Below are 26,670 nucleotides of genomic sequence, written 5' to 3'. Positions count from 1 at the left end.
GCGCTCGTGTACGAAAAGGACGATCCCCGCTCGGCCCTGGCCACCGCGGCCCCGCCCGACAACGGCACCAGGATCACCGCCGCGCAGTACCTCGACCTGCGCGAAACGCCGGTCGTGCGGGCCCAGAACGTGATCCTGATCCACACCGACGCCCGCAACGGCGACGACCTCGACAACGGCACCCTCGACGGCGAGCTGGCGATCGTCGTCACGAGCGCCTCCCCCGCGTTCACCGTGCTCACCGCGGACGGCGCGACCAAAGTGGACTCACCGGGTCTCGTCGTCGTCCCGCCCGGCGCGTCGCGGATCGGCGTACACGGCGACGGCCCGCTGGTCCGGCTGGTCGAGGCCACCGAAACGGCGTGGCGGGACCGCGTCGCCAACGCCGGCGCGTACGCCGAGAACCACCCGCGCGTCACGCTGCTGGAGCGCTGGCCGGCGCCCGCCGAAGAACGCGTTCGTGTCTACCCGCTGTCCGAGGTGCCGGACGACCCGAAGCGGTTCGGGCGGATCTTCCGGACCCGGTCGTTCATGGTGAACTTCCTGCCGCCGCAGGAGGGCCCGCGCGACCCGCGCAAGCTCTCCCCGCACCACCACGACGACTTCGAGCAGCTTTCCCTGGCCGTGCAAGGGGAATACGTGCACCACATCCGCACGCCGTGGCTGCCCGACAGCACCACCTGGCGCGAGGACGAGCACGTGCGGATCGGCAGCCCGTCGGTGACGGTCATCCCGCCGCCGACCGTGCACACGTCCGCGGCGAGCGACCCCGGCGTGAACCAGCTGATCGACATCTTCAGCCCGCCGCGGGTCGACTTCTCGGAAAAACCGGGCTGGGTGCTGAACGCCGACGACTACCCGATGCCGTGAGCGCGCGCACCGGCGGCGGGCTGTTCACCCGCCCGGCCACGCCCGTGGGCACCTGGCTGAAGATCGCCTCGACCGAGCCGGCCGAGATCATGGCGTTCGCCGGGTTCGACTTCGTGGTCGTCGACCTGGAACACGCCCCGCTCGACCTCGTCACGGCGTACCGGCTGATCAACACCGCGGCCGCGCTCGGCCTGACGCCGATCGTGCGGGTGCCGGACAAGACGCCGTCGACCATTCAGAAGATCCTCGACGCCGGGGCGATGGGCATCCTCGTCCCGCACGTCGACACGGTCGAAGAGGCGGCGGCGGTCGGGCGGGCGTGCCGGTTCCCGCCGCACGGCGTCCGCGGCGCCGGGGGCACCAGCCGCGCCGGGGCGTGGGGGCTGAAGCCGACCGCCGAGTACCTGGCCACCGGCAACGACGACGTCCTCTGCATCCCGCAGCTGGAGAGCGTCGAGGCGATCAAGGCGGCGCCGGAGATGCTGGCGCTGGACACCGTGGACGCCGTGTTCGTCGGCGCGGCGGACCTGTCGATGTCGATGGGCTCGACGCCGGCGTCGCCGGACGTGCTCGACCTGATCGCCTCGGCCGTCGCGGCCGCGCACGACGCCGGGAAGAAGTGCGGGCTGGCGTTCGGCGGGGTCCCGGACAGGGCCGCCGCGGCGGTGCGGGAGGGCTGCGACTTCGTGCTGCTGAGCAACGACACGACGATGCTGGCCGAGGCCGCGCGCGGGCTGGTCACCGCGTTCCGGGACGCGACCGCATGACGTTGTCCTTGCCGCGCACGGCGTTGTCGATCGCCGAGCTGGACGACCTCGACCACGCCGGGGTCATCCGGTTCGTGCGCGCGCTCGAGGAGTACGGGCACCGGATGGTGTGGCTCCCCGAGGTCGCCGGCCGGGAGGCGTTCACGACGGCGGCACTCGTGCTGGCGTCGACGTCGTCCTTGATCGTCGGCAACGGCGTGGCGCGGGCGCTCGAACGCGTCCCGAAGTCGGCGGGCTCGGCGGCGCGGGAGCTCGCCGCCGGGTACCCCGGGCGGTACGTGCTGGGGCTCGGGGTGAGCGGGGCGGTCCGCGAACGCGGGGCCGGGCCGCTGCCGTTCCTGCGCTCGTACCTCGACGGCGTCGACGAGGTGGCGCCCGGCGTGCCGCGGGTGCTCGGCGCGTACTCGGCGGGGATCACGAAGCTGGCCGCCGAGCGGGCGGACGGGCTGATCACGTTCCTCGTCACGCCGGAGCACACCCGCTGGGCGCGCGAAACGATCGGGGACCTGTTCCTGTCCGTCGTCCAGTGGGCGGTGGTCGGCCGTTCGCGGGCCGAGGCCCGGGAGGTCGCCCGGGAGCGGCTCGCGTACTACCTGACGCTCCCCCACCAGATCGCGAAACTGACCCGGCTCGGGTTCACCGACGCCGACCTCGCGCCGCCGGGGTCCGACCGGCTGCTCGACGCGCTCGTCGCCTACGGCACGCCGTCCCAGGTGCGCGAAGCGGTGCGGGCGCAGTACGAAGCGGGTGCCACCCAGGTCGCGCTGTCGCTGGTCGGCCCGCTCGACGAAGCGAAGCTCGACGCCTACCGGGCGCTCGCACCACAGGAGGATTGATGCGCACGGCCGAGAAAGTCATCATCACCACCGCCATCACGGGCTCGGTGAACATCCCGTCGCAGAGCCCGCACCTGCCGTTGTCCGCCGACGAAGTCGCCGACGCGGCCCTGGAAGCCATCGAGGCCGGGTCGGCCATCGTGCACCTGCACGCCCGCGAGCCGGACGGGCGGCCGACACCCGATCCCGACGTGTTCGAGAAGATCGTCGGGCGGATCACCGCGGAGACCGACGCCGTCGTCAACATCACCACCGGCGGCGCGTCGTCGATGACGATGGACGAGCGGCTCGCGGCCGCGCGGCGGCTGAAGCCGGAGCTCGCGTCGATGAACATGGGGTCGATGAACTTCGTCTATTCCGGCATCGCGGACAAGGTGACGGAGTGGAAGCACGACTGGGAAAAGCCGTACGTGCTCAACACGTATTCCCACCCGTTCGTGAACACCTTCGACCGGATCGAGGACACGCTGCGCACGCTCGGTGCGGCCGGCACGAGGTTCGAGTACGAGTGCTACGACATCGGGCACCTGTACTCGCTGGCGTACTTCGTGGAGCTGGGGCTGGCGAAGCCGCCGTTGCTGATCCAGGGCGTGTTCGGGGTGCTCGGCGGGATCGGCGCGGACCACGCGAACCTGGAGCACATGGTCCGCATCGCCGACAAGCTCTTCGGCGACGACTACGCGTTTTCGGCGTTCGCGGCCGGGCGCGACCAGCTGGCGTTCGGCACGCACAGCGCGTGGCTCGGCGGGCACGTGCGGGTCGGGCTGGAGGACAGCCTGTGGATCGGCAAGGGGAAGCTCGCCGCGAGCAACGCCGAGCAGGTCCGCAAGATCCGCGCGGTGGTGACGGATCTCGGCAAACCGATCGCGACCCCGGCCGACGCCCGGGCGATGCTGGCACTGCGAGGAGGACGGGCATGAGCCTGCTGACCGGAAAAGTGATCCTGGTCGTCGGAGCCAGTTCGGGCATCGGCGCGGACGCGGCACGCGTCTTCGCCGCGGACGGCGCTTCGGTGATGCTGGTGGCCCGCACCGAGGAACCCTTGGCGAAGCTGGCCGCGGAACTGTCCGATTACGACGTCGCCTACACGACGGGCGACATCACGTCGGCGTCCAGTGTGGACGCGTTCGTGGCGGCGACGGTGTCCCGTTTCGGCCGCCTGGACGGCGCGTTCAACAACGCGGCGATGGGCGGTAGCGGCCGGCTCGACGCCGTTTCGGAGGAGGACTTCGACCGGATCATGGCGGTGAACGTGAAGGGCACGTGGCTGTGCCTGCGCGCCGAGGTCCGCGCGATGACGGGCCCCGGCTCGATCGTGAACGTGAGCAGCATCGGCGGCCTGCGCGGTAGTTCGGGCATGGGCGCGTACCAGGCGACGAAGCACGCGGTGATCGGCCTGACCCGCACGGCGGCCCACGACTTCGGGCCACTGGGCATCCGCGTCAACGTCCTGGCCCCGGGCCCGACGGAAACCCCGATGCTGGCCGAGCTGCGCCGCACGATCCCGGGCGGGGTGGAGGCCCGCATCGCGGCAACGCCGTTGCGCAAGGCGGGCACGGGCGAGGAGGTCGGCTCGACGGCGGCGTTCCTGCTGAGCGACCGGGCCAGCCACCTCACCGGGGTGGTCCTCCCGGTGGACGGCGGCTTCACGGCTTGACCCGTACATCGTGAAGGCCACCGTGGGGAAGTTGTGCTTCCTCACAGTGGCCTTCACGAATCAGGCGTCCGAGTTCGATGGCGGGGCTCACGCCTGACCCTCATCGATGGAGGGTTCGGGTAGAGGTCGGAATGCTCCTGCGCGCTCTGCGCGAACTGGCGGAGGTACGGCGAAACCGGAGTTCCTTCCTGCTGCGAGTCTCGCAGAGCGAAGAACCCCGCGGTCTCGGCCGGAGCGACGACGCGTACCGCGATCAGCCCCCACAGCGCGATAGCGTCCCGCGTCGAGACATACCGCCGGCAGCAGAGGAATCCGAGCATGTTGAGCGACGAAGCGCGTGGTTGGCCGACCGGAAGTCCGCGGCGGACAGGTCGCCGGCCGGAGTGCCGCTTGCCTGCGCTTCGAACAGCACCGCCCGTCCATGCTGGTTTTCGACCAAGAGCTGACGTTCGTGCGTGTCGAGCAGGAGGTCGCGGCGGGATGTACGCCGGTCGTACCTGAAGACGAACGTGCTGAAGAGTACCGCGACGAACGACACCACAACGGCCATGGTGAAGGGCTTCGGCCTTCCGAACGACCTGTCCACCACCCGACTCAGGCCAGATCGGGGATCAGCTCTCCGATCAGCCGGATGCTCTTCAGCACCTTGTCGTGCGGGATGCCGCCGATCTGCTGCAAGCACATCATCCGGTCGATGCCCAGCTCCGCGTACGCGCGCAGCTTCTTGCGGCACGTCTCCGGGCTGCCCACGATCAGCGAGTCCTGCGCGCTCAGCACCTCGAAGACCTCCTCGTCGGCGACCTGCTCGCCCTGCAGGATGCGGGCGATCAGCAGGTTCGCCTCCGATGGGGTGTTCGCCGCCTCGCCGCGGAGGAAGTCGCCCGTCAGGCCGCCGCCGTCGGGGGCCGAGAGCAGCTGTTCGTTGCGGGCGTTGGCGCGGACGAACTCCGTTGCCGCTTCGAAGAACGTCAGGGCCGTCACCGTGTACCAGGCCGCCGCTGCCGCGGCGCCGTTGCGCATCGCCTCCTCGTCGGTGTCCGCGCAGTGGACGAACGTGAAGAAGCCGACCTGGTTGTTGACGTACGCGCCGACCGGGTCCGTGCACGCCTCGGCCGCCGCGCGGTAGAGGCCGATCAGGCGGCCCGCGCGCTCCAGCGACTCCCACATCGTCGTGCCCAGCACGCCCACCCCGCGCCGGCCCGCCTCCTCGAACGACGCCGGGCTCGCCGCCGCCTGCCAGAGCGGTGGGTGCGGGCGCTGCAGCGGCTTGGGCCCGATCGCCACGTCGTCGATCTGGTAGTCGTCGCTCCCGTAGGAGAACCGCTCGTCGGTCCACATCTTCGGCACCATCTCGAACGCCTGCTGCGTCTGGGCGCGCGCCTCGACCGGCTCGATGCCGAACAGCCGCCACTCCGGGATGGTCGAGCGAGTCAGGCCCAGCTCGACGCGGCCGCCGCTGAGGTGGTCGAGCGTCGCCGCGCGTTCGGCGACGCGGATCGGGTGGTTGAACCGGCCCGGCGCGAGCACGGCGGAGTGGCCGAGCCGGATCCGGCTGGTGCGCTGGGACAACGCGGCCAGCATCAGCTCCGGCGCCGAGGAGAGGCTGAACTCCCCCGCGCCGTGGTGCTCGACCTGCCACCAGCAGCCGTAGCCGAGCTCGTCGGCGAGGACGGCCTGTTCGATCGCCTGGCGGAACCGCAGCTGCTCGTGCCCCTCCGGCCACGGGCGCGGGTTCTGGATCTCGTTGAACAGGTCGATCTGCATCCACGGCCTCCGCTCGTCGGACTTACCGAGAAGTCAGTCCCCGAGAGCGACCACCCCGTTACGCAAGTCGCACGTTCGGCCGAACGATCAGCCCGGCCCCAGGTCGGCCGACAGCCAGTGCTCCGGCCGCAGGAACACCGTGAGGTGCTCACCCAGCTCCTTCCGCTCGTACGCCACGAACTCCTCGGCCGCGCCCGGTGGCAGGTACCGCGACGCCATTTCCAGCGACCGCTCGTCGGTGTCCGGTTCGGTCCGCGTCACCGGCCCTTCCACCGACACGTACCGGACCGTCGGCGATGTCCGCTGCGCCAGCAGGCTGAACCGGCCCGCGGCGAGGATCGCCCGCGTCTTGCGCGCGTCGGGCCCCGTGCGCACCCACAGCTCGCCACCCGGCGTGTACTGGTACCAGATGGGCACGACGAGCGGCGCCCGGTCGGGCCGCTCGACGACGGACAGCGCCCCGACGTGCGGTTGCGCCAAAAATTCTTCGCGTTCCTCCTTGGTCAGCACCATGCTCCGGAAGCTACCCGCGGGGTCCGACAAAAACGTGGGCTGACGCGACGGGGTGACACGGAAGGGGCGGTGACCATGGCCGTCCAGCCGACCGGGCCGCGCCGGGCAGAGGTGCTCGCCGCCCTCTCGCTGGCCATCGACCTCGGCCTCGGCCAGCCGATGGAGCACATGCTGCGCTCGGCGCTGATCGCGACCCGGCTCGCCGGCCGGCACTGGACGGCGGCCGATCCGGCGGAGATCGTCGGCGACATCGTCCTCGGCCGCTGGTTCGGCGCGGGAGACCGGGTCCGGGAGCTCTGCTCGGTGACGACCGGCCGGGTCGCCGACCGCGGGCACGTGGCCTACCGGCTGCGGGTGCACCGCGACGACGTCGACCACTTCGTCGAGCAGCAGGCCTACTACGCGGAGCGGGACGGCGAGATCGGCTGGCTGCGCGTCCTGTACTCGGGTTACCGGCCGCTGCCCGGCTGAGATCCGGATCACGTGGGCGTGGCTCACCGTGCCCACGGGGCCGCCGCCTGCCATCCTGTGCCGTCAGGAAGACAGGCGGACGGAGGCACCCGTGGGCGTCATCAGCTGGATCGTGCTCGGGCTCATCGCGGGGTTGATCGCGAAGGCCCTCATGCCGGGCAAGGACCCCGGCGGCTGCATCATCACGATCCTGCTCGGGATCGGCGGCGCCTTCGTCGGCGGCTGGGTCGGCAAGACCCTGTTCCACACCGACCTCGGCACCTTCTTCGACCTGCGCACCTGGGGCCTGGCGGTCCTGGGCGCGCTGATCATCCTGGTGATCTACCGGATGGCGTTCGGCCGGAGCCGCCGCGACTGACGCTCAGTTGAGGCTGACGCCGTACGCGCTCAGCGCCTCGCCGACCGGCTGGAAGTACGACGTCCCGCTGCCCTTGCCGGACGTGATGCCCAGGCCGACGCTGCCCGCGAACAGGCAGCCGCCCGAGTCGCCGGGGTTGACCAGCGCGTTGGTCTGGATCAGCTGGTAGACCGAGCCTTCGGCGTAGTTCACGGTCACGTTCAGCCGCTGGACCGAGCCCGACGTCAGGTTCGTCGTGCTGCCGCTCTTGCTGATCCGCTGGCCGACGGTCGCGGTGCCGGCGGAGCTGATCCGCTGGGTGGAGCCGTTCCACAGGGTGACCGCGCCGGGGGCGCTGCCGCTCGTGTTGCGGATCAGGCCGTAGTCGTTGGTCGGGAAGCTCGACCCCTGCGACGGCCCGACGTTCCACTGCGACACCGCGCGGGTGCAGTGGCCGGCGTCGACGATGTAGTTCTGGCCGCCGCGGTTGGTGTTGAAGCCCACCGAGCAGCGCGTGCCGCCGCCGGTGATGGCTTCGCCGTTGTAGATGGCCGTGTGCATCTCGCCGGCGACCCGTTCCACCCGGACGCGGTCGCCGAGTGACCCGGCGGCCTTGAGCAGCGCGTCGGAGCCCTTGGCGGCGTCGGCGACGGTCAGCACGATCTGGTTGGTCTTCGGGTCGAGCCCGATCGAGGTGTGCGCGACGGCGGGCAGCGCCTGCAGCGTGTCCTGCGCGCTGGTGAGGGCGGCGCTGGAGTGCTTGACCAGCTTGGCCTGCGCTCCCGCCGCGGTGACCTGGTCGGCGGCGGCCCGGTCGAGCACGTTGACGACCGGCTTCGCGGCGGCGTCGAGGTACCCGCCGGCGGCGCGGGCCCCCAGCGCGGCGGTGACCTGCTGCACCGTGCCGACGCTCGCGGCCTGCGTGCGCAGGAGCGAGACGGCGGCGGACTCGCTGATCCCCGCTTCCGCGGCGAGGGAAGCGACGGCGTCCCGCTGCACCGACGGCGAGTACCCGTCGATGGTGGTGGCGGTGGCGCTGACGGGCGAGAAGAACCCGATGGCCGCCGCGGCGGCGAGGAGGGTCGTGGCGGAGCGTGCGGTTCTGCGCATGCCGGGAGCTCACTTTCACGGGGAAAGCCGGCGAGGGGTGGCCACGCCGGCCACGGTGGGGGAACTGGTGAGCTCGAGGGTGCTGCGCGCGCCGCGAGAGACGGTACCGACTTTCGTCGGACAGGACAAAAGATAGGTATCGGGCAAATCGCCTACGCAGTTTTCGCGGGCAGTAAGCCGGCCGGTGCGGTCGGTCACTGTGCGCGACTCGGGCGTACGAGTGGTTCCGCCGCCGGAGGGTCAGGGGGCGCGTACCGTTTCAAGAACGGACATGGCGCGCTCTCCTCCCCCTCGGGGCGCGCCCTGTCCGCCCCAGTGAGCAGGGGTGGCGCGACCGCTGCTTCCCGCACACAGCCGCAATCCGGCCTGCGCAGATGCCGCGCCGTGAAGCGCGGGCCACCCGCCGGACCCTCCGGCGCACGACAGCGGCTCGGGAGGCTCGCGGCGACAACCCGACTGCCGCCAGCCCCGGTCCGCGCGAAGGCCGCGCCGCGAAGCGCGGGACAGCCGCTACTGCGGGCGGCCCTCCCAATGCACCACACCCGGCGGCTCGACGAACTTCCGCAGGTGCTGCTCCTCGGTCCGCCCGTGCAGCGGGAACCGGAAGACCGACCCATCCGGCCACGTCAGCGTGTGCCGGCGGAAGTTCACCGCCGGCAGCTCCGGTTGCCGGGCCTCCCACACGATCCGCGGCGGCGGCGCGTCCGCCGGCTCGACGTACGTCGATCCCGTATCCACCAACGCCAGGCACGACGGCGAAAACGCCAGCCACGGCCCCCGCAACGACCGCAGCTGGTCGGCCAGGCCGAGAACCTGCGCGTCCGCCGGCCCGGTCACCCGCACGTCGCGCTGGAACACCCGGCCGGCCCCGCCGCCGTTGGCCAGCGAGAACACCGACACCACCGCGGTACCCACACCGCGCAGGACGCCGCGGAAGAACTGGCTCACCGGCTCCGAGCCCTCGACCGTCCCGTCCGGACGGCGGCCCGGTACCTCGAAGCCCACGTCGGGGTCGCCCAGGCGCAGCACGATCACCGGCTCGTGCCAGCGGTCGCGCACCAGGGCCTCCACGCGCTCGCGGAAGCCCGGGCGGACCTGGGCGTCGTCGGCCCACTGCTCGGCCCGGGCGTTGAGCGCGGCCGCGCGGTCGGTCAGATGTCGAGGTCCTTCCTGGTCTCCTCCGGAGTCCGGTCCCCGCCGATCTCGCTCTTGTCGAACCACGGTTCGTCCCCTTCGGGCGTCACGGCTTCCTTGCCTTCGGCGAACGCACCCTTCGCGGCCCCGATGCCGGCCTTCACACCCGCACCCGCGAGGAGCGGGCCGGCGCCGACCGAGGTGCCGAACATGGTCGTCAGCACGCGGTTGCTCGGCTGGAAGCCCTGGGCGACCGCGCCGAAACCGAACTTGGTCTCACCCGGCATCACGCCGACGCGCAGCTTGGTCGTGAACTTGACGACGTTCGTCGAGAACTTCGCCAGGAACTCGATGAAGGTGTCGAGCAGCTTGCCGAACTTGCCCAGGTACGAGGTGACCTTCTTGAGCACCGTCGCGGCCTTGGCGATCGACGCCGTCATGGCGGCGGCCACCGTGCCGCCGAAGCTGATCACCGACGCGGCCAGCGCCGGCAGCCACAGCGTGATCAGCCAGGACACCAGCTCGGTGATGATCCCCTTGATCACCTCTTCGATGACCACCATGACCATCGACCACATCTGCAGCACCTCGGCCACCGAGCCGGCGGCGGAGCCGATGCCGCGGATGCCCGAGGAGAAGTCGCCGAGCGCTTCCTTCGCGGCGTTGCCCGCTTCGTCGACCCACTCGGCCAGCGCGGTGTCGCCGGTCTTCTCGAAGTCGTCGGCCAGGGCGACGAAGCCCTGCGCGATCGTCACGAAGTTCTCGGACGCGTGCCCGATCGCCGGGCCGTCGCCGGTGACCTGGTGCAGCGCGTCCTGCAGCGGCTGGACGAGCTCGAGCAGCATGTTCAGGCCGTGGCTGACCAGCCAGCCGATCGGGTCCATCGCGAAGGTGACCATGTCGCCCGCGGCGGCACCGACGAACGCGGCCCCGTCGCCGACCAGCGCGCCGCCCGCGGAGGCCAGCTCGCTCGGGTTGTCGGCCTGGAACGCCTGCTGGGCGTGCGCGCCGATCGACTTGCCCGCCTTGTAGGCCGTGCCGGCCACCGGCACGTAACCGGCCGCGCGGTCGAGGTTCGCGCCCATGCTCTCGTCGTACGCCTCGACGTTCAGCGCGTCGGCGATGCTCTTCTTCGGCTCCGTCATTCGCCCTGGCCCCCGACCGCGTCGATTTCCGCCTCGTAGCGCCCGAAGGCGATCTTGCCGGCGTCTTCCATGCCCTGGTACATCTCCGCGGCCTTGGTCAGCTTCGTGGTGAAGCCGTCGACGCCGTCCTTGAGGTCGGTCAGCAGCGACCGCAGCTCGGTGAGGCGGTCGGTGTAGCCCTGCTTCGCGAACAGGCCGATCAGGCCCCAGGCCTCGTTCGTGACGTCGGCGGCGTCGATCTTGGCGCCGAACTTGTCCGCTTCACCCTCGTAGAAGGGCAATTGCCGGGCGTAGGCGTTGATCGCCCCGATGTTCGTCTGAATTCCGTCTGGCATCGCGGTTTCCCTAGGATCGGCGGAGGATGGGGCCCTGACCGAAGTCGTCGTCCTCGTCGGCGGCGGGCCGCCGGACGGGCCGCGACGGCTGCCGCGGCTGCGGTTCCGACGCGGGCTCGGGCGCCGCGGTTCCGAACGCCTCGGTCTGGGCTTCGCGAACCTGCGCGGAGACGTCCACGCCGAACGAGTCGCCGAAGGCGTCGTCGACGATCCCGGCCTGCTGCTGCACGGCCCCGGCGACCGCGCGCCGGATGGTGTTCATGATCGTGGCGGCGAGCTGCCCCGGCTCGACGCGCGTGGCCCCGGCGGTGAGCCGCAGGTCGGTGATGGCCCCGCCCGCCCCGGCGGTCACGGTGACGGTCCCGTCCGGCGACGTCACGGTGCTCTCCAGCCGCGCGACCCGTTCCTGCATGTCACCGACACCGGCGAACCGGGCCTCGGCCTGCCGCACCTTGCTGCGGAAGTTCTCGAACTGGGCGATCAGCTCGTCCATCTGGGCGGACATGTGTCTCCCTTGCGCATTACGGGGGCGTTGTCCGCATCATGACAGATTCGCCCGTCGCCCGATCCGCTTTCGGCGGATCCCGGCGTTCAGAAGTCGACGAGCTCGACGGACACCGCGCAGGTGTCCCCCACGTCGAGCCCCTCGGCTTCGCGGACGGCCCGCTTGACGGGCAGCACGTAGGCGCCGCGCGCGCTGTCCGGGAAGATCGACGTCCGCCACCCGGTCCCGCCGACGGTCACCCGGACGCGCACGGAACCGAACCCGCGCCGCGGGCCCGCGGTGAGCTCCCGGATGTCTTCCGAAGCGGCGGCGGGCAGCGTCACGAAGACCCAGGTCTCGGTGCGCCGGGCGGACCACTCCCAGAGCTCGGCTTCGAAGACGACGTTCACGGCCGGGTCAGCGGCAGGGCGGCCGGTAGTGGTCGACGCGCAGGCCGCGGAACTCGAGCTCGTTCGGCGTCTTCCCGACGAACACCAGCCCGCGCGCCTCCGGCAGCGCCGAGGCGAACGAATACGGCGGGGTCCCCAGCTCGGGCAGCGACGTCCACCGATCGGGTGCGAACCCGAAGAACTTCGTGACCAGCCGCCCGTGGGTGGAGGGCACCAGCGTCAGCCACTTGTCGCCGCCGCTCCAGTGCGACGCCGGGCGCAGCTGGACGTACAGGTCGTCGCTCGCCCGGTAGGTCAGCCAGAACCCGGCCGAGTGCGAAAGGTCGGCCTGCGCTTCGAACTCGTTCGCCAGCCACAGCACGGCGACGTGCCACTCGGCGCCGACGAACGACACCTTCGCCGTGTAGCGGTGGTGGTCGCGGACCAGCAGGCTCCCGGTCGCCGGCACGGTGGCGCCTTCACCGCTGGCCAGCCACTGCTGGTACCGGTCGATCGACGGCGTCGCGCACTCGCGGCCCGCGGGCGCGGCACCGGCGGGCGGTGGGGCGAGCAAAGGGAAAACCAGCAGGGCAGCGATTGCCGAGAGCGTCCTGGCGAAGGGGAACCGACCGCGCATTCCCGGGAAACTAGCACAGGAAAGGGCCTTTTCCCGCTGTTCACGACCGCCCGGCCGGGCGGCTGGGCCGGACGGCTAGGCTCGTCGTCGGCGAAAACGACCACCGTCGCCGACGCCGAACGGCGGGCAAGTGCACCACGACGCGGGAGAACAACCCATGCTGGACCGAGCGGTCATCGACGCCGTCTTCCCTGCCGACCTGCCCGAACCGGGGCACTGGGAGGAGCGCTACCCCGCCCGGCAGCTGCCCGAGGGCGCGCTGGTCACGCGCTTCGGCCCGTCGCCGACCGGGTTCGTGCACATCGGCGGCATCTACACCGCCACCATCGACCAGGACGTCGCCCGCCGCAGCGGCGGCCGCTACCTCGTGCGGGTCGAGGACACCGACCAGTCCCGCGAGGTCGAAGGCGCGCTGGAGCAGTTCGAGCGCGGCTTCGCCTACTTCCACCTCGCCGCCGACGAGGATCTGGACCGCGGCGGCGCCTACGGGCCCTACCAGCAGTCCGCCCGCGAAGAGATCTACCTGACCTTCGTGCGCGACCTCCTCCGCCAGGGCAAGGCGTACCTCGACTTCGCCACCAAGGACGAGCTCGCCGCCATCACCCAGCGGCAGCAGGCCACCAAGCTCCCCACCGGCTACTACGGCAGCTGGGCCATCTGGCGCGACGCCGACCCGGCCGACGTCCAGGCCAAGCTCGACGCGGGCGACCCGTACGTCGTGCGGTTCCGTGCCCCCGAGGACGCCACTGCCGCCGGCGCGCGCGCCCGGTTCACCGACGCCATCCGCGGTCCGCTGGAAGCCGAGGCCAACCGCAACGACGTCGTCATCCTCAAGAGCTCCGACCAGAGCCCGCGGCTGCCGACCTACCACTTCGCGCACGCCGTCGACGACCACCTGATGCGGGTCAACCTGGTGATCCGCGGCGACGAGTGGATCTCGTCGGTGCCGGTGCACCAGCAGCTGTTCGCCGCGCTCGGCTTCGAGCCGATCACCTACGCGCACATCGCGCCGCTGATGAAGCAGGACGGCGGCAGCAAGCGCAAGCTGTCCAAGCGGAAGGACCCGGAGGCGTCCGTCGACTTCTACATCGAAGCCGGCTACCCCACCGAGGCCGTCCTCTACTATCTGCGCGGCCTGGCCAACGGCCGGCTCGCCGAGCTGCCGCTCGAGCAGGCGCTCACCGAGCCGATCAACCTCGCCGAGTGCGGGGTCGCCGGCCCGCTCGTCGACCTGGTCAAGCTCGACGACATCGCCGCCGACCACATTGCGACGCTCTCCGGCCCGACGATCCTGGCGGCGGTCCGCACCTGGGCCGAGCGGTTCGACAAGGAGCTGCTGGCGGTCCTCGACGCCGAGCCGGAACTCGCGTTGCGGGCGCTCGCCGTCGAGCGCGACGGCGCCGAGAACCCGCGCAAGGACCTCAAGAAGTGGAGCGAATTCCGCGCCGTCTACGGGTTCTTCTTCCCGCAGCTGCACGCGGCGGTGACCGGGGCGGACGACGAGCGCATCGCCGCGCTCGGCGTCGACAGCGCGGTCGTGCAGGCCGTGGCGCGTGACTTCTCGGCCGATTACCGGCAGCTCGACGACGGCAGCGAGTGGTTCGACCAGATCCGCGCGGTCGCCGCCAAGCACGGTTTCGCCCGCAACGCCAAGGAGTTCAAGAAGAACCCGGAAGGGTTCCCGGGCTCGATCCGCGAAGCGTCGCAGATCATCCGCATCGCGCTGTCGGGCTCCACGCGCAGCCCGGACCTGCACGCCATCAGCCAGGCGCTGGGCCGCGACGAGGTCCTGGCGCGGATCGCCGCGCTGACCAAGTAGCGGTTGCTACCCGGCGAGGCGGGAACGGTCGTTCAGCACGGCCCAGACGACCTTCCCGCCCGACCAGGACCGGCTGCAGCCCCACGTGCGGGCCAGCTGCGCGACGAGCTTCAGCCCCATGCCGGGTTCGAACGGGGAGAGCCGTTCGAGCAGCACCGCCGGGCGCGTGTCCTGGTCGCCCACGGCCACCGTGCACACGCCCCGGCGCAGGTCGAGCCGCAGCCGCGGTTCCGAGGTGGTGTGCCGCAGCACGTTCTCGACGAGTTCGGTGGCGATGAACCGGGCGTCTTCGGCGAGCTCGGGCACGCCCCACGCGGCCAGCTCACCGCTGACGAAGTCGCGGACCCGCGCCGAGCTGCCCGCGGCGCGGGCGAAGGTGCGTTCGCTGCGCCGCCGCACCCGGTGGTCCGGCGCCGCCACCGCGCCGGCCAGGTCGGCGTCGGCCGCCACGACCGTGAACGGGATGCCGGGCCAGTCCCCGATCCGCCGGGCGACCAGCGAGAACACCCCGGTCAGCGACGCGTCGGCGATCGCCAGCGCGCGGATGTCGACCACCAGGCCCTCCGGCGCGTCCGTCGCGATCTCGAGCAGGCCGTCGCGCAACACCGGGTACGAAGCCGGGTCGAGTTCGCCCGTGACGGTGACCACGGTGGCCTCTTCGTGACTGCCGACGGCCAAGTGCACCGCGGAATACGTCATCGCCACCCCGTTGCTTCCCCGCTTCTCGCGGCTGTCGCCGCCACGGAGGGCGCGCACCTGGGTTTATACGTTAGCCGAGACACCACACCACGACGTGTAACCCCCATCGCGCGGACTAAACCCGCCCGGAACGCGCGGCGCCCGGAGTGTCCTCGGTGCCGGACTCCGGGCGGACGTGGCATGCTCGACGCGTGACCACCTGGATCGACGTGATCAACTTTGTGCGGACGCGGTACGAAGTCCTGGAAGAGTCGGACGGCTGGCTGCGGTTCCGGCTGCACGGCCCGAGCGACCGGACCCAGCAGGCGACGGTCCACCACCTGGCCGAACTCGACGGCGGCTCGTGGATCGAGATCTCCTCGCCGGTCGGCTGGGCCGACTCCGTCGACCTGCGGAAGCTCCTCGAGCTCGCCGGCGGTTCGGCGGTCGGCGGCGCGGCCGTGGTGGACGGCGTCGCCCTGCTCAAGCACACCGTCCCGCTGGAGGACCTCAGCATCCAGGAGGAGTTCGAGCGGCCCCTCAAGGCCGTCGTCGCGCGCGCGGACGCCTTCGAGCACGAACTGACGGCGGCCGACGAGTTCTGACCGTCCACAAGGGACGCCCCGGCACCGCTCCCGTCCCCAGTGGACGGGACGCCGGTGCGCCCCACGGCGAGCGGTCGGGCATGCTTGTCCCCGGTGTCAGTGGGCCGAGGGGACGAGAGGGCGAGAAATGGGTGTTTCACCCGATTTGACCATTCCGGCGAAGGTCGACAGCCCGGTTCCGCCGAAGCCGCCGGCGTCCGGCGCCGCCCGGTGGCTGCTGGAGCACCGGGTCGCCCCGATCGGCCGCGCCGGCGCCGAGGACCAGGGCACCCCGCAGGCCTGGTGGAAGGTCATGTGCCTGACCGGCGTGGACTACTTCTCCACGCTCTCCTACCTGCCCGGCATCGCCGCGCTCGCCGCCGGGGCGCTCTCGCCGCTGGCCACGCTGCTCATCGTCGCGCTCACCCTGCTCGGGATGCTGCCGATGTACCGCCGGGTCGCCCGGGAAAGCCCGCACGGGCAGGGTTCGGTCGCGATGCTGGAGAACCTGCTGCCGTTCTGGCGCGGGAAGCTCTTCGTGCTCACGCTGCTCGGGTTCGTGGCGACGTCGTGGATCATCACGATCACGCTGTCCTCGGCCGACGCCACCGTGCACATGCTGGAAAACCCGTACCTGCCGGGCTTCCTGCACGGCCACGCCGTCCTCATCACCGTCGTGCTGCTGCTGATCCTCGGCGGGGTGTTCCTGCTCGGCTTCAGCGAGGCCGTCGGGGTCGCCATCCCGCTCGTCGCGGTGTTCCTGGTGCTCAACGCCGTGGTCACCGTCGCCGGGGTCATCGACCTGCTCGGCGACTCCGCGGCCCTGTCCCACTGGACCGACGCGCTGACCGCGGGTGGCGGCGGGTTCGGCGGCATCGTCGGCCCGGCCGTGCTCGCCTTCCCGCTGCTCGTGCTCGGGCTGTCCGGCTTCGAGACCGGCGTCAGCATGATGCCGCTGGTCGCCGCGGACGGGAAGTCCGCCGAGGAGAAGCTGGAGTCGCGGATCCGCAACACGCGGAAGCTGCTCACCGTCGCCGCGCTCATCATGTCCGTGTTCCTCATCGCGACGAGCTTCGTCACCACCGTGCTGATCCCGGCCGACGCGTTCAAGGACGGCGGCGAGGCCAACGGCCGCGCGATGGCCTACCTCGCGCACCACGAACTGGGCGAGATCTTCGGGACCGCCTACGACATCAGCAGCGTCCTCATCCTGTGGTTCGCCGGCGCGTCGGCGATGGCCGGGCTGATCAACATCGTGCCGCGGTACCTGCCCGCCTACGGCATGGCGCCGGAGTGGGGCCGCGCCGTCCGGCCGGTCGTGCTCGTCTACACCGCGATCAGCATCCTCATCACCATCGCGTTCGGCGCCGACGTCAACGCCCAGGCCGGCGCCTACGCGACCGGCATCCTCGCGATGATGGTCTCGGGCGCGGTCGCGGTCAGCATCTCCGCGATCCGGCGCCGCCACCGCGGTGCCGCCACCGGCTTCGTCGTGCTGACGCTCGTGCTGCTCTACGCGCTCGTCGAGAACGTCATCGAGAAGCCGGACGGGATCGCGATCTCGGCGCTGTTCATCCTGGGAATCATCGTCGTCTCGCTGGTTTCGCGGGTCACGCGGACCACCGAGCTGCGCGCCGAGCACATCGAGTTCGACGACGAGGCGCGCCGGTTCATCGCCGACTCGCTGGCCCACGACGGCGCGCTCAACATCATCGCGAACAAGCGCCAGGGCGGTGACCACGCCGAGTACTCCGCCAAGGAGGCCGAACAGCGCGGCATGAACCCCGTGCCCGGGGCGGCCGACATCCTGTTCCTCGAGATCGACGTCGTGGACCCGTCGGAGTTCAGCAACGTGCTGCAGGTGCGGGGCGTCGATGTCGACGGCTACCGGATCCTCCGCACCGCCAGCCCGGCGGCGCCGAACGCGATCGCCGCGATCCTGCTGACCCTGCGCGACGTCACCGGCGTCCGGCCCCGCTGCTACTTCGAGTGGTCCGAAGGAAACCCGCTGGGGCACCTGTTCCGCTACCTGCTCCTCGGCCGCGGCGACACCGCGCCGGTCGTCCGGGAGATCATCCGCAGCAGCGAGAAGGACCCCGACCGACGGCCCGGCATCCACGTCGGCGGCTGAGAGGAGATCCCGATGGGTTCGTTCGACGTGCCACTGGACGGCGAACGCGGCCAGCTCGAGGCCTTCCTGGAGGAACACCGCGGCGCCATGGAGGCCGCCCTCGACGGCCTCACCGAGGACCAGGCCCGCCGCCGGCTCGTCCCGTCGGCGACGACGTTGCTGGGACTGCTCAAGCACGTAACGTGGATGCAGCGCGTGTGGTTCGAGGAGTGCGTCGGCGGCAAGTCCCGCGGGGAGCTCGGCCTGGCCGCGAGTCCGGACGAGTCGTTCCGGCTCGCCGACGGCGACACCATCGCTTCGGTCACCGCGGCCCACCGGGAAGCCTGTGCCACGGCCCGGAAGGCGGTCGCGGACCTGTCACTCGACGCCGTCGTGACCGGTCACCGCACCGGACCGCGCACGGTGCGCTGGGTGTACCTGCAGGTGCTGCGGGAGCTGGCCCAGCACGGCGGGCACGCCGACATCCTGCGCGAGCAGATCCTCGCCGGCTGAGACGGCGCTTCGCGACGAGGGCGAGGTACCGTCGGCCGAGCGGTCGTGCCCCCGGGAACTCGCGTAGCTCAGCGGGCCGCGGGCGGCGGTCCCGCACGCCGGACCGGAGCGCGGGCCGGGGCCGGGGCGCGACCCGCCGGCGGACGCGGGCCCCGCGCCTGCTGCCGGACAGGGGGGCGACCGGGATCGCGGGCCGGCGGCTTCGCCTGGGCCTGGCGGACCGGGCGGCGCGCGGGTTCGGGTGGGGGCGGGCCCGGGCGGTTGGCCCACGAGTCGAACAGGAGGATCAGGCCCGCGAAGACCGCGCAGCCCAGTCCCAGCAGGACGTTGACCAGGGAACCGAGGATTCCGGCGACCAGCAGCACCGGCAGCACGGCCATCAGGCAGTACGGGTCGATCCGGCCGAACTTCCGGCGCGACCGCCCTTCGCGCGAGCTCATCGCGCCGCCCCCGGCTTCCTCCTCGACATTCTTGCAGTATGCAGCGTCGCGCCCGGCGGGGCCACCTCCCCGCGCAGGGCCGCCTCGACCTCGGCACCGGTGAGGCGTCGCGGGCCGACGTAGTAGAGCACCGAGCCCGCCGCCAGCTCCGCGTCCCAGGCCGGGTTGACCGCCAGGTCGGTGCCGGTGCGCACGGCCAGCACCGTCGCCCCGTACGTGCGCCCGAGCGCGAGGCGGCAGTGTTCGGCGGGGAGCCGGCCGAGGGACTCCGGCAGCGTGACCGAGAACGTGTCGGCGCCCCCGGCCGTCATCAGCTCGGCGTAGACCTCGGTGATGCCGGGGGACGTCAGCTCCTCGGTCACCATCCGCGGGGTGTGCCACTGGACGCAGCGGATCCGCGGGTCGACGTAGCGGACCAGCTCGGCGCGGTCGAGGTCCCGCAGCGTCACGACGACGTGCGCCGACGGCGTGGCGTGGTCCACCGTGACCGCGACCGCGAGCGCCGCGTTGTCGTCGGCCACGTCGACCAGGACCGCGGCGGCGCGGGCCACGCCCGCCCTGGCCAGCACGTCGGCCGCGGTCGGGTCGCCGCGGACGAACTGCACCGGCCGGTCCGGCATCGGGTGGACGCCGACCTCCTCCCCCGCGCACAGCACCAGCGCGGGCACCCCGTCGGCCAGCAGCTGGGCCACGATCCGCTCGGTCCGCCCGGCGGCGTACCCGATCAGCACCGTGTGGCCGCTCGCGCGCACCGCCTCCGTCCCCTGCATCCGCCGTCCCTTCGCCTGTTCCAGCACCGACGCGAGCTTGGTGAACACCGTCGTCAGGGTCGCGATCCCGCCCACGATCACGTAGGCGCCCACGAGGTGCCCGGCGAACGTTCCGGGCGAGAAGTCGCCGTACCCGACCGTGGTCGCGGTGACGACGAAGTACCACCAGTAGGTGCCGGGCCGGACCAGCTCGCTGCCCGCCGGCTCGGCCAGCGCCATCAGCGGCCAGCTGGTCGCGAACACGACGAGCACCACGGCGGCCGGCAGCAGCCAGCCCCGGCCCGGGTGCAGCACCCAGCGCGCGAACAGCCGCGAAAGGAAGAACGCCACCGGCCCTCCTCACTCAGCGCGACCGCGGTCCCGACACCCGATCACACGGTGCGACCAGGCACAACGGTCTTTACCCGACCGTGACGGCGGACAGAAACGGACAGAATCCCGCCGTTCCCGGGGAAAACCCGACCTTCCGTGGTGCACTGGCTCCGGGTCGGCGACCGATGCGAAGGGGTTACGCGCATGGCAAACGACGTCCGGCGGCGGTTCGGCGCGGCGGTCCTGGTGGTGGCGACGGCGAGCGGGGTGCTCACCGGCCCCGCGACCGCGGCTCCGGCGGCCCGCTCGGCACTCGAGTTCGCGAACCCCGGCAGCCAAGCGCTGTACGGCACCGCCTACGACGCGGCACTCGGCAACCTGCTGCGCACCAACACGATCGGCTACGACCCGAAGTACGACAAGAGCGGCCTGCTCGACCCGGCCGTCGGCTTCGTCCGCGCGGGCGGCGGGTACGCGCAGCCGTGGACGCGCGACGCCTCGGTCAACAGCTGGAACGCGACGAGCCTGCTCGACCCCGCGCTCGCGCGGAACACCCTGTGGGCGGTGGTCGACAAGGACGCCGGCGGCACCCTGCGCGTGCAGCAGGACGACCAGCAGTGGGACCAGGTCGTCTGGGCGACGGCCGCGTGGCACCACTTCCTCGTCACCGGCGACCGCGGGTTCCTCGAAAACGCCTACGCCACCACGAAGAACACGCTCGGCATCCGCGAAACCGCCACCACCGCGGGGTTCAACCGCACCTACGGGCTGTTCACCGGCGCGTCGTTCTTCAACGACGGCATCGCCGGATACCCCGCGCCGCCCGCCGACGCCACCGAATCGGTCAGCACCGGCAGCATGCCGTGGCCCGGCGTCGCGAGCGGGATGTTCTTGAGCACCAACGAGGTCTACTACGCGGCCTACGTCAACGCCGCGAGCATGGCCGGGCAGCTGGGCCGCCCCGCCGCGGAAGCCGCCGCGTACCGCACCAAGGCCACCGCGCTGAAGAACGCGATCAACCGGAACTTCTGGAACCCGAAGACCGGCCTCTACGACTACCAGCTCCTCGCCGACGGCACCCGCGGCGCGTACCAGGAGGGCACCGGGCTGGCGTTCGCGCTGATCTTCGGCGTCGCGAACCCCGCGCAGGCGCGCTCGATCGTCGCCAACGCCCGCGAAATGGCGTGGGGCATGCCCGACACCTACCCGAACTGGGCGCGCTACTCCGACGCGCAGCCGGGCCGGCACAACGCCATCGTCTGGCCGCTCGTCCAGGGCCTGTGGGCGAAAGCGCTCGCCGGGCAGGGCGACCAGAACGGCTTCGCCGCCGAGACCACGCGCCTGGCGAAGCTGGCCGGCGGCAACAGCGGCTTCTGGGAGATCTACCACGGCGGCACCGGGGTCGTCGACGGCGGCTACCAGCGGCTCGGCGACACCGTGAAGTTCCACTGGGGTTCCGAACCCGACCAGACCTGGTCGGCGACCGCTTTCCTCGATATGGTCCACAGTGGACTGTTCGGGCTGCGCTTCACCGCCGGCGGCCTGGCCTTCGCCCCGACCCTGCCCAGCGGCTGGGGTGACGTCACCCTGCGGCACCTGCGCTTCCGCGCCGCGGACCTCACCGTCACCCTGCGCGGCGCCGGGACCGCGATCCGCTCGGTCACCCTCGACGGCAGGCCCGCCTCCGCCGAACTCCCGGCCACGCTCAGCGGCGCGCACACCGTCGAGATCACGTTGACCGGCGCACCCGCGGGCGACCGCGACGGCGACGGCGTCCCCGACGCCCAGGACCGCTGCGCCGACACCGCCGGAACCGTCGCGGGCTGCCCGGATCCGGCGCACCTGGAGGCCGAAGACGCGCACAACACCGGCGGGGTCAAGACGAACGTGAACCACACCGGCTACTCCGGGCGCGCGTTCGTCGACGGGCTCTGGGCCGAGGGCGCGGCGTCGGCGTTCACGATCCACCGCGCCGGCACCGCACCCGCGACCGGCACGCTCGCCGTCCGGTACGCCAACGCCAACGGCGACGCCCGCACCGTGACGCTGTCGGTGGACGGCCGCCCGCTGCGGCAGCTGAGCTTCCCGAAGGTCTCCGACAGCTGGGACGACTGGGGCACGGCGACCTTCGCCGACATCCCGGTCACCGGCCCGGACCCGGTGCTCACCCTGTCCTACGCGGCCGGCGACACCGCCCGGATCAACCTCGACTGGCTCTCCTACCGCTGACCGCGAACACCATCCCGATGTCGGCGGCCTCCTGCACGGGGTCCTGCACCGCCTCGACGGTGAACCCGCGCGAGGTGAAGACGTCCCGGACGGTCTCGCGGTGCTCGCGCCAGCCTTCGACCTCGACGACCGCCTGCCGCACCAGCGGCCAGTGCCGGTCTTCGAGGCCGCGCAGGACGTCGAGCTCGGCACCTTCGACGTCGACCTTGAGCAGGTCGACGCGCTCGATGCCGTGCTCGTCGAGCACCGCCGAGAGCGGCCGGACCCGGACGCGGTGGGTTTCGAGCTCCCGCATGACGCGCAGCTTGCGGCCGACGACACCGCGCAGGACGGGGGCGGGGATGCGGCGCAGCCCGCCGCCGAGCCCGCCCCGCCGGATCATTTCGACGACGCTGGCGGTGACCCGGCGGCGCTCGACCTCGATGTTGCCCGCGTCGCGCAGCGACGACGAAAAGATGGTGGCGGCCGGGAAGTAGCTGAAGTCGAGCTCGGCTTCGACGGCGGCGAGACCGTAGGGCAACGCGGTCAGCCGGTCCGCGAAGAACTCGCTGGCGTTGCGCTCCAGGGTCGCGAACAGCGGCGGGAGCGGTTCGAAGGCGAAGATCCGCGCGTCCCCGCCGAGGCGTTCGAAGACGGCGGCGGAGAAGACGCCGACGTTGGCGCCGACGTCGAGCACGGTCGCGCCGGGGGAAAGGCCGACGCCGTTGGCGAAGTAGGCGCCCACCTCCTCGCGCAGGAAGGCCACCTCCCACGCGTTGATGCTGTGGAGGTCGATCGCGTCCATGGGCACGGCGAAGGAATATCAGCATCGGCCGCGGCGGTCCACCCCCGGAAGGCGCTTTCCGGGGTCCGCATGGACGGCCGGGGATCCGGGTAACCGCCGATCATGACCGAAGCCGAGCACCAGCCCATCAGCCCCGACGTCCCGCGCCCGCCGGGCACCCCGGACGTCGACCTCGACATCGAAATCCCCCCGGCCGAGCGCGAGAAGCCGGAAGGACAGGACGTCGACGAGGACGCGGGCGAGGTCGAACCGCCCTCGTGAGCTAGCCGGCCGGCCAGGGGCGGGCCGCGGTCAGCAGGCCGATCATGCCCGCGACCAGGCGCAGCTGCTCCACGGTCCGGATGTCGGCCTCGACCAGCCGCGGCGAGCAGACCAGGATCGCGAGAGCCTGCGCCCGCGAGAGAGCGACGTTGAGCCGGTTGCGGGACAACAGGAAGTCGAGCCCGCGGGGCAGGTCGACCGCCGACGACGACGTCATCGTCGTGATCACCACCGGCGCTTCCTGCCCCTGGAACCGGTCGACCGTGCCCACCCGCACCCCGGAGAACCCGGCTTCCTCCAGCGCACGGGTCACCGTGCGCGCCTGCAGGTTGTAGGGCGCGACCACGACGATGTCGGCGTCGCCGAGGGGCCGGGTCGTGCCGTGGTCGGTCCACGCGCGGCCGTGCAGGTCCGCGACGATCGCGGTGACGACCGCGGCTTCCTCGACCGACCGGGTCGTGTTGCCGGTGTGGTCGGTCTCGGCCACATACAACCCCGCCTCGACGCCCTCGAGCGACCGGTCGGCCGCCGTCGGGTGGGCGTGGAGGCGGCCCGCGTAGGACAGGTCCGACACCGGCGCGCACACGGCCGGGTGCATCCGCCGCGTCTCGTCGAGGAAGTAGCCCAGCTCGGGCGGCATGATGTCCGCCTCGCCGATGAGGTGGCCCAGCGCCGAGGCCTCCGCGCCCGCCGGGTGCGTGCCCTGCACCACCTGCGGCAGCTGCTGCGGATCGCCCAGCAGCAGGACGTTCCTGGCGCACACGGACACCGCGAGCGCGTCGGCGAGGGCGAACTGGCCCGCCTCGTCGATGATCAGGTAGTCGAACGGTTCTTCGCGGATCGCGGCGTTGGCGAAGGTCCACGCCGTCCCGCCGACCAGGTGGCCGGTGTCGTGCTCCTCGCGCCACTTGACCAGCGCCGGGTTGCTCTTCGGCTGGTCCCACGGCGCCGCCGGGTCCGGCGTCCGCTTCGCGCGCTTGGCGCACGGCAGGTCCGGCGCGCTCTTCTTCGCCGCGCTCAGCACGTTTTCCACGGCCTTGTGGCTGTTCGAGGTGACCGCGACGGTCCGGCCGGCCCGCACGAGCCGGGCGATCAGCCGGCCGGCGAGGTAGGTCTTGCCCGCACCCGGCGGCCCCTGGACGGCGAGCGTCGAGCCGTCCAGCTCTTCGGCGGCCTCGATCACCGTGGCGACCAGGTCGTGCCCCGGCGCGGGCAGCGCCTCGCCGAAGCGCAGGCGGGGAGGGGTCCGGCGGAGCAGGTCGATCCCGGGGTGCCGCGGCAGCGCCGGGAGCGCCTCGACGGTCAGGCGGGCCAGCTCGGCGACGGCTTCGTCCTTCGGCGAGGGCCGCACCGGGCTGCCGGGCAGGACCGCGGTCGGCCGGTCGTTCGTGGTGGCGTCCGGCGGGCTGCTCTCCTCCACCGTCAGCTCGACCGCCGACGCCGCGACGACCTTCGCGTCGCGGGCGGTATCGCCGTAGCGCAGCCGCACCTCGTCACCGGGCGCGAACGGGTGCGGCCGGTCGGGGTCGCACGCGAGCTGCAGCGTCCGCTTCGCCGTGCGCACCCGCCCGGCCGGGGGCACCCACTCCCCCGCTTCCAGCGCCACCGGGACGGCGCAGGCGGTGTCGACTTCGAGGTCGCCGAGCGGCGCGGCCAGCTGGCGGAAGTACTCCCACCAGGCCGGGTTGGTCTCGCGGCGGTGGTAGCCGACCGACGCCGCCAGCAGCGCGCGGGCGCGGTCGTCCGCGGTGAAGCCGGCGGGGTCGTCCGGCAGCCCGTCGAGCAGCGGGTCGACCAGCGCGGCCAGCGCCGCGGCCCGTTCGGCACGCCGCTCGGCGGCGACGTCTTCCTCGGCCGCGCGCAGCAAAGCGTCCTCGGCGGACTCCTCGGCCGGTTCGGGCGTGTCGATCCCGGCTTCGGCGCGGACGCGGTGCAGGAAACCGAACAGCCGCAGGGCGGAGACGCAGTCGTCCTCGGTGTCCTCGGCGATCCGGCGCAGCACCTCTTCCGCGCGTTCCGGCTCGCCGGACCGGTCGAACGCCAGGTACTCCTCGTACTCGTCGACGTCGGACACGGCGGTCTTGCCGCGGGCGCCGGGCTGGTAGAGCGGCTCGAGGTGGCGGATCGAGTACGACCGCTGCGACACGCGCAGCGCCTTGCGCACGACGGCGTGCAGGTCCACGACCGCGCCGCTGCGCAGCAGGTGGTCGACGGTCTCCTCGCGGGTGCCGTGCACGGCCGCGAGCCGCTTGATCGCGGTCACCTCGTAGGGCGCGTAGTGGTAGACGTGCGAACCGGGGTGCTCGGCGACGCGCGCGGCGGCGAAGTCGACGAACTCCTCGAAGGCCTGCTTCTCCTGGGCCCGGCTGTGCGCCCAGAACGCCGTGAACTGCCGCTCGTCCGCCTCGGTGACCGCGCCGAAGAGGTACTCCAGCCCTTCGCCGGCGAGGGCGTGCGGGTCACCGGCGAGGTCGGCGAAGACGTCGCCGGGCGCGGGTGCCGGCAGGGCGGCCAGCGCGTCGGGGTCGACGACCTCGTAGGCGATTTCGCCGGTGGTGTCCTGCCGGACCTGGAGCGCGGCCTGGGCACGCAGGGCCTCGAACGCCGTCACGGACAGGTCCCGCGGCCGGTCACCCGGCCCGGCGGCGGCGAGCGCGTCGATCGAGCCCAGGCCGGCGGCGGTCAGCTTGCGCCGCTGGTCACCGCGCATCCCGGCGACGAGCGAGAGGTCCCGGTCGGCCTCCCGGGCCGACGAGCAGTGCCGGGCGAACGCGCAGCCGGCGCAGGCCGGGCGTTCGTCAGCCCACACGGGGACGGGCACCCGCGGGGCGCGATCGCGCAGGCGGGCCCGCAGCCGGGCGACGAGGGGCCGGAAGTCTTCGACGCGCAGCGTGCGGGTGGTGCCGTCGCTCAGCCCGAGGTGCAGGAGCGGCCCGGCGGCCTCGCCGAGGGCGTCGGCACAGGCGGTGAGCCGCACGACGGCGCCGGGCGTCGGGTGCCGGACCGGCTGGGCGTCGAAGACCTCGTAGCGGCCTTCGGCGTTCTTGACGAGAGCGTCGACCTGGCCCGTGAAGTCGCCGTCCCGGAGGACAGCCCGGGGAATCTCGGGCGCCCCGGCCCGGATGGCCGCTTCGGTCGCTTCGGCTTCCGCGGCCTCGGGACGCCGGCCGGGCACCGCGGTGTCGGCGGGGCGCGGCGCACCCGGCAGCCCGGCGGCCCAGGCCTGGTGGAGGAGGCTGCGGTGCTCACATTCGAGCAGGTCGGCAAGATCGGCTGGGGTGACCATCGCGGGGAAGTCTGACACGACGGCCGGGTGAGGCTGCCCGACACGCCCCGCGGCCGGTCTTGAATGAGTCGTTCAGGACCTCGGAAGACCTGGACGACTCATTCAGGACGGCTGCGGAGTGGGTCGGCGAGGCGGTCATCGGGTTGGGTTCGGCGGCGGAGTGGGTCGGCGGGGCTGGTCAACGGGGTGGCTTGGCGGCGCGGGGCGGCGACCCGGCCAACCGGGTGAGCCGGCGGGGCGACCTCAGCCTGGGCCAGCGACCCGGATCGGCAGCGCGGGCCGCCAGCGCCGCCGGGCCGCCGGGCCGAGCCAGCGGGGCAAGCATCAACCCGGGCCAGCGACCAGGTCAGCAACGCGAGCCAACGCCGCCGCGCCAGCGGGGCAGGCATCAGCCCGGGCCAGCCACCAGGTCAGCAACGCGAGCCAACGCCGCCG

The 26,670-nt window shown here is 72.2% G+C and carries 28 protein-coding genes; 13 read left to right on the top strand and 15 right to left on the bottom strand.

Features of this window, described 5'->3' with window-relative positions:
* The first annotated feature begins 6 nt into the window (after window positions 1-6).
* The 5 genes from AB0B33_RS36475 to AB0B33_RS36455 are packed head-to-tail and all read left to right on the top strand — an operon-like array spanning window position 7 to window position 4,130.
* Window positions 7-870 (top strand): hypothetical protein, encoded by an 864-nt coding sequence (locus AB0B33_RS36475; protein WP_360780454.1) that lies wholly within the window; start codon window positions 7-9, stop codon window positions 868-870.
* On the top strand, window positions 867-1,637 hold the full coding sequence (locus tag AB0B33_RS36470; protein ID WP_360780451.1) for an aldolase/citrate lyase family protein: 771 nt from the start codon (window positions 867-869) through the stop codon (window positions 1,635-1,637). The genes AB0B33_RS36475 and AB0B33_RS36470 overlap by 4 nt, the downstream gene beginning before the upstream one ends.
* Window positions 1,634-2,473 carry an LLM class flavin-dependent oxidoreductase gene (locus AB0B33_RS36465; RefSeq protein ID WP_247023833.1) on the top strand — a complete coding sequence of 280 codons (840 nt, stop codon included), beginning with the start codon at window positions 1,634-1,636 and terminating at the stop codon, window positions 2,471-2,473. The genes AB0B33_RS36470 and AB0B33_RS36465 overlap by 4 nt, the downstream gene beginning before the upstream one ends.
* Window positions 2,473-3,393, top strand: a complete 921-nt coding sequence (locus tag AB0B33_RS36460; protein WP_360780449.1) for a 3-keto-5-aminohexanoate cleavage protein — start codon at window positions 2,473-2,475, stop codon at window positions 3,391-3,393. The genes AB0B33_RS36465 and AB0B33_RS36460 overlap by 1 nt, the downstream gene beginning before the upstream one ends.
* Window positions 3,390-4,130, top strand: a complete 741-nt coding sequence (locus tag AB0B33_RS36455) for an SDR family NAD(P)-dependent oxidoreductase (protein ID WP_360780446.1) — start codon at window positions 3,390-3,392, stop codon at window positions 4,128-4,130. Before AB0B33_RS36460 ends, AB0B33_RS36455 begins: the two co-directional genes overlap by 4 nt.
* Before the next feature lie 253 nt (window positions 4,131-4,383).
* Here AB0B33_RS36455 and AB0B33_RS36450 read toward each other — a convergent pair whose 3' ends face one another.
* The 3 genes from AB0B33_RS36450 to AB0B33_RS36440 all read right to left on the bottom strand — a co-directional run bounded on the left by AB0B33_RS36450 (window position 4,384) and on the right by AB0B33_RS36440 (window position 6,407).
* Complete coding sequence (locus tag AB0B33_RS36450) at window positions 4,384-4,671, bottom strand: hypothetical protein (protein WP_360780443.1); 288 nt, start codon at window positions 4,669-4,671, stop codon at window positions 4,384-4,386.
* 53 nt (window positions 4,672-4,724) lie between these two features.
* Window positions 4,725-5,894, bottom strand: coding sequence for an LLM class flavin-dependent oxidoreductase (locus AB0B33_RS36445; RefSeq protein ID WP_360780440.1), 1,170 nt, complete (start codon window positions 5,892-5,894; stop codon window positions 4,725-4,727).
* An 87-nt stretch (window positions 5,895-5,981) separates the two neighbouring features.
* Window positions 5,982-6,407 (bottom strand): pyridoxamine 5'-phosphate oxidase family protein, encoded by a 426-nt coding sequence (locus tag AB0B33_RS36440; protein WP_360780438.1) that lies wholly within the window; start codon window positions 6,405-6,407, stop codon window positions 5,982-5,984.
* Between the two features lie 75 nt (window positions 6,408-6,482).
* Between AB0B33_RS36440 and AB0B33_RS36435 the strand changes: the two genes are divergently transcribed.
* Together AB0B33_RS36435 and AB0B33_RS36430 are read left to right on the top strand one after the other, a co-directional pair.
* Window positions 6,483-6,878: a hypothetical protein gene (locus tag AB0B33_RS36435; protein ID WP_360780435.1), complete on the top strand. Its 396-nt coding sequence runs from the start codon at window positions 6,483-6,485 to the stop codon at window positions 6,876-6,878.
* 91 nt (window positions 6,879-6,969) lie between these two features.
* Window positions 6,970-7,236, top strand: a complete 267-nt coding sequence (locus AB0B33_RS36430) for a GlsB/YeaQ/YmgE family stress response membrane protein (RefSeq protein ID WP_247023841.1) — start codon at window positions 6,970-6,972, stop codon at window positions 7,234-7,236.
* 3 nt (window positions 7,237-7,239) lie between these two features.
* Here the strand turns inward: AB0B33_RS36430 and AB0B33_RS36425 are convergent, their stop codons facing one another.
* From AB0B33_RS36425 to AB0B33_RS36395, 7 genes are all read right to left on the bottom strand, one after another.
* Window positions 7,240-8,325, bottom strand: a complete 1,086-nt coding sequence (locus AB0B33_RS36425) for a S1 family peptidase (protein ID WP_360780433.1) — start codon at window positions 8,323-8,325, stop codon at window positions 7,240-7,242.
* A gap of 510 nt (window positions 8,326-8,835) precedes the next feature.
* Window positions 8,836-9,546, bottom strand: coding sequence for a hypothetical protein (locus AB0B33_RS36420; RefSeq protein ID WP_360780430.1), 711 nt, complete (start codon window positions 9,544-9,546; stop codon window positions 8,836-8,838).
* Window positions 9,477-10,604 (bottom strand): hypothetical protein, encoded by a 1,128-nt coding sequence (locus tag AB0B33_RS36415; RefSeq protein WP_360780427.1) that lies wholly within the window; start codon window positions 10,602-10,604, stop codon window positions 9,477-9,479. Before AB0B33_RS36415 ends, AB0B33_RS36420 begins: the two co-directional genes overlap by 70 nt.
* Window positions 10,601-10,939: a hypothetical protein gene (locus tag AB0B33_RS36410; RefSeq protein WP_247023844.1), complete on the bottom strand. Its 339-nt coding sequence runs from the start codon at window positions 10,937-10,939 to the stop codon at window positions 10,601-10,603. Before AB0B33_RS36410 ends, AB0B33_RS36415 begins: the two co-directional genes overlap by 4 nt.
* Window positions 10,940-10,949: 10 nt before the next feature.
* Window positions 10,950-11,444, bottom strand: a complete 495-nt coding sequence (locus tag AB0B33_RS36405) for a YbaB/EbfC family nucleoid-associated protein (RefSeq protein ID WP_247023845.1) — start codon at window positions 11,442-11,444, stop codon at window positions 10,950-10,952.
* Between the two features lie 86 nt (window positions 11,445-11,530).
* Window positions 11,531-11,833: a DUF1905 domain-containing protein gene (locus AB0B33_RS36400; protein ID WP_360780424.1), complete on the bottom strand. Its 303-nt coding sequence runs from the start codon at window positions 11,831-11,833 to the stop codon at window positions 11,531-11,533.
* 7 nt (window positions 11,834-11,840) lie between these two features.
* Window positions 11,841-12,449, bottom strand: a complete 609-nt coding sequence (locus AB0B33_RS36395; protein WP_360780421.1) for a hypothetical protein — start codon at window positions 12,447-12,449, stop codon at window positions 11,841-11,843.
* A gap of 157 nt (window positions 12,450-12,606) precedes the next feature.
* Here AB0B33_RS36395 and AB0B33_RS36390 point away from each other — a divergent pair, with 157 nt between their 5' ends.
* On the top strand, window positions 12,607-14,268 hold the full coding sequence (locus AB0B33_RS36390; protein ID WP_360780419.1) for a glutamate--tRNA ligase family protein: 1,662 nt from the start codon (window positions 12,607-12,609) through the stop codon (window positions 14,266-14,268).
* Window positions 14,269-14,274: 6 nt separating this feature from the next.
* Here AB0B33_RS36390 and AB0B33_RS36385 read toward each other — a convergent pair whose 3' ends face one another.
* Window positions 14,275-14,967, bottom strand: a complete 693-nt coding sequence (locus AB0B33_RS36385) for an ATP-binding protein (protein ID WP_360780667.1) — start codon at window positions 14,965-14,967, stop codon at window positions 14,275-14,277.
* 191 nt (window positions 14,968-15,158) lie between these two features.
* Here AB0B33_RS36385 and AB0B33_RS36380 point away from each other — a divergent pair, with 191 nt between their 5' ends.
* The 3 genes from AB0B33_RS36380 to AB0B33_RS36370 all read left to right on the top strand — a co-directional run bounded on the left by AB0B33_RS36380 (window position 15,159) and on the right by AB0B33_RS36370 (window position 18,153).
* A complete protein-coding gene (locus tag AB0B33_RS36380; protein ID WP_247023850.1) occupies window positions 15,159-15,551 on the top strand; it encodes a hypothetical protein in 393 nt (130 codons plus the stop codon).
* A 127-nt stretch (window positions 15,552-15,678) separates the two neighbouring features.
* Window positions 15,679-17,661, top strand: coding sequence for an amino acid transporter (locus AB0B33_RS36375; protein ID WP_247023851.1), 1,983 nt, complete (start codon window positions 15,679-15,681; stop codon window positions 17,659-17,661).
* 12 nt (window positions 17,662-17,673) lie between these two features.
* A complete protein-coding gene (locus tag AB0B33_RS36370; protein ID WP_360780416.1) occupies window positions 17,674-18,153 on the top strand; it encodes a DinB family protein in 480 nt (159 codons plus the stop codon).
* Window positions 18,154-18,221: 68 nt separating this feature from the next.
* On the opposite strand, the gene AB0B33_RS36365 is transcribed toward AB0B33_RS36370, so the two are convergent.
* Complete coding sequence (locus AB0B33_RS36365; RefSeq protein ID WP_360780413.1) at window positions 18,222-18,593, bottom strand: hypothetical protein; 372 nt, start codon at window positions 18,591-18,593, stop codon at window positions 18,222-18,224.
* Entirely contained in the window at window positions 18,590-19,693 is a 1,104-nt protein-coding gene (locus AB0B33_RS36360; protein ID WP_360780410.1) for an ion channel, read from the bottom strand. Before AB0B33_RS36360 ends, AB0B33_RS36365 begins: the two co-directional genes overlap by 4 nt.
* A 186-nt stretch (window positions 19,694-19,879) precedes the next feature.
* Here AB0B33_RS36360 and AB0B33_RS36355 point away from each other — a divergent pair, with 186 nt between their 5' ends.
* Entirely contained in the window at window positions 19,880-21,904 is a 2,025-nt protein-coding gene (locus AB0B33_RS36355) for a glycosyl hydrolase family 65 protein (protein WP_360780407.1), read from the top strand.
* On the opposite strand, the gene AB0B33_RS36350 is transcribed toward AB0B33_RS36355, so the two are convergent.
* A complete protein-coding gene (locus AB0B33_RS36350; RefSeq protein ID WP_360780404.1) occupies window positions 21,876-22,688 on the bottom strand; it encodes an FkbM family methyltransferase in 813 nt (270 codons plus the stop codon). The genes AB0B33_RS36355 and AB0B33_RS36350 overlap by 29 nt on opposite strands.
* A 102-nt stretch (window positions 22,689-22,790) precedes the next feature.
* Here AB0B33_RS36350 and AB0B33_RS36345 point away from each other — a divergent pair, with 102 nt between their 5' ends.
* Window positions 22,791-22,949, top strand: coding sequence for a hypothetical protein (locus tag AB0B33_RS36345; RefSeq protein ID WP_247023856.1), 159 nt, complete (start codon window positions 22,791-22,793; stop codon window positions 22,947-22,949).
* A 1-nt stretch (window position 22,950) separates the two neighbouring features.
* Here the strand turns inward: AB0B33_RS36345 and AB0B33_RS36340 are convergent, their stop codons facing one another.
* Window positions 22,951-26,235 (bottom strand): TM0106 family RecB-like putative nuclease, encoded by a 3,285-nt coding sequence (locus tag AB0B33_RS36340; protein WP_360780401.1) that lies wholly within the window; start codon window positions 26,233-26,235, stop codon window positions 22,951-22,953.
* Window positions 26,236-26,670 lie beyond the last annotated feature (435 nt).

Origin of the sequence: Amycolatopsis sp. NPDC049159, assembly GCF_040648295.1 — a bacterium.
Classification (GTDB): Bacteria; Actinomycetota; Actinomycetes; order Mycobacteriales; family Pseudonocardiaceae; genus Amycolatopsis; species Amycolatopsis pretoriensis_A.
The sequence above is the reverse complement of the archived record's forward strand: the minus strand, read 5'-3'. Positions and strand labels throughout refer to the sequence as shown.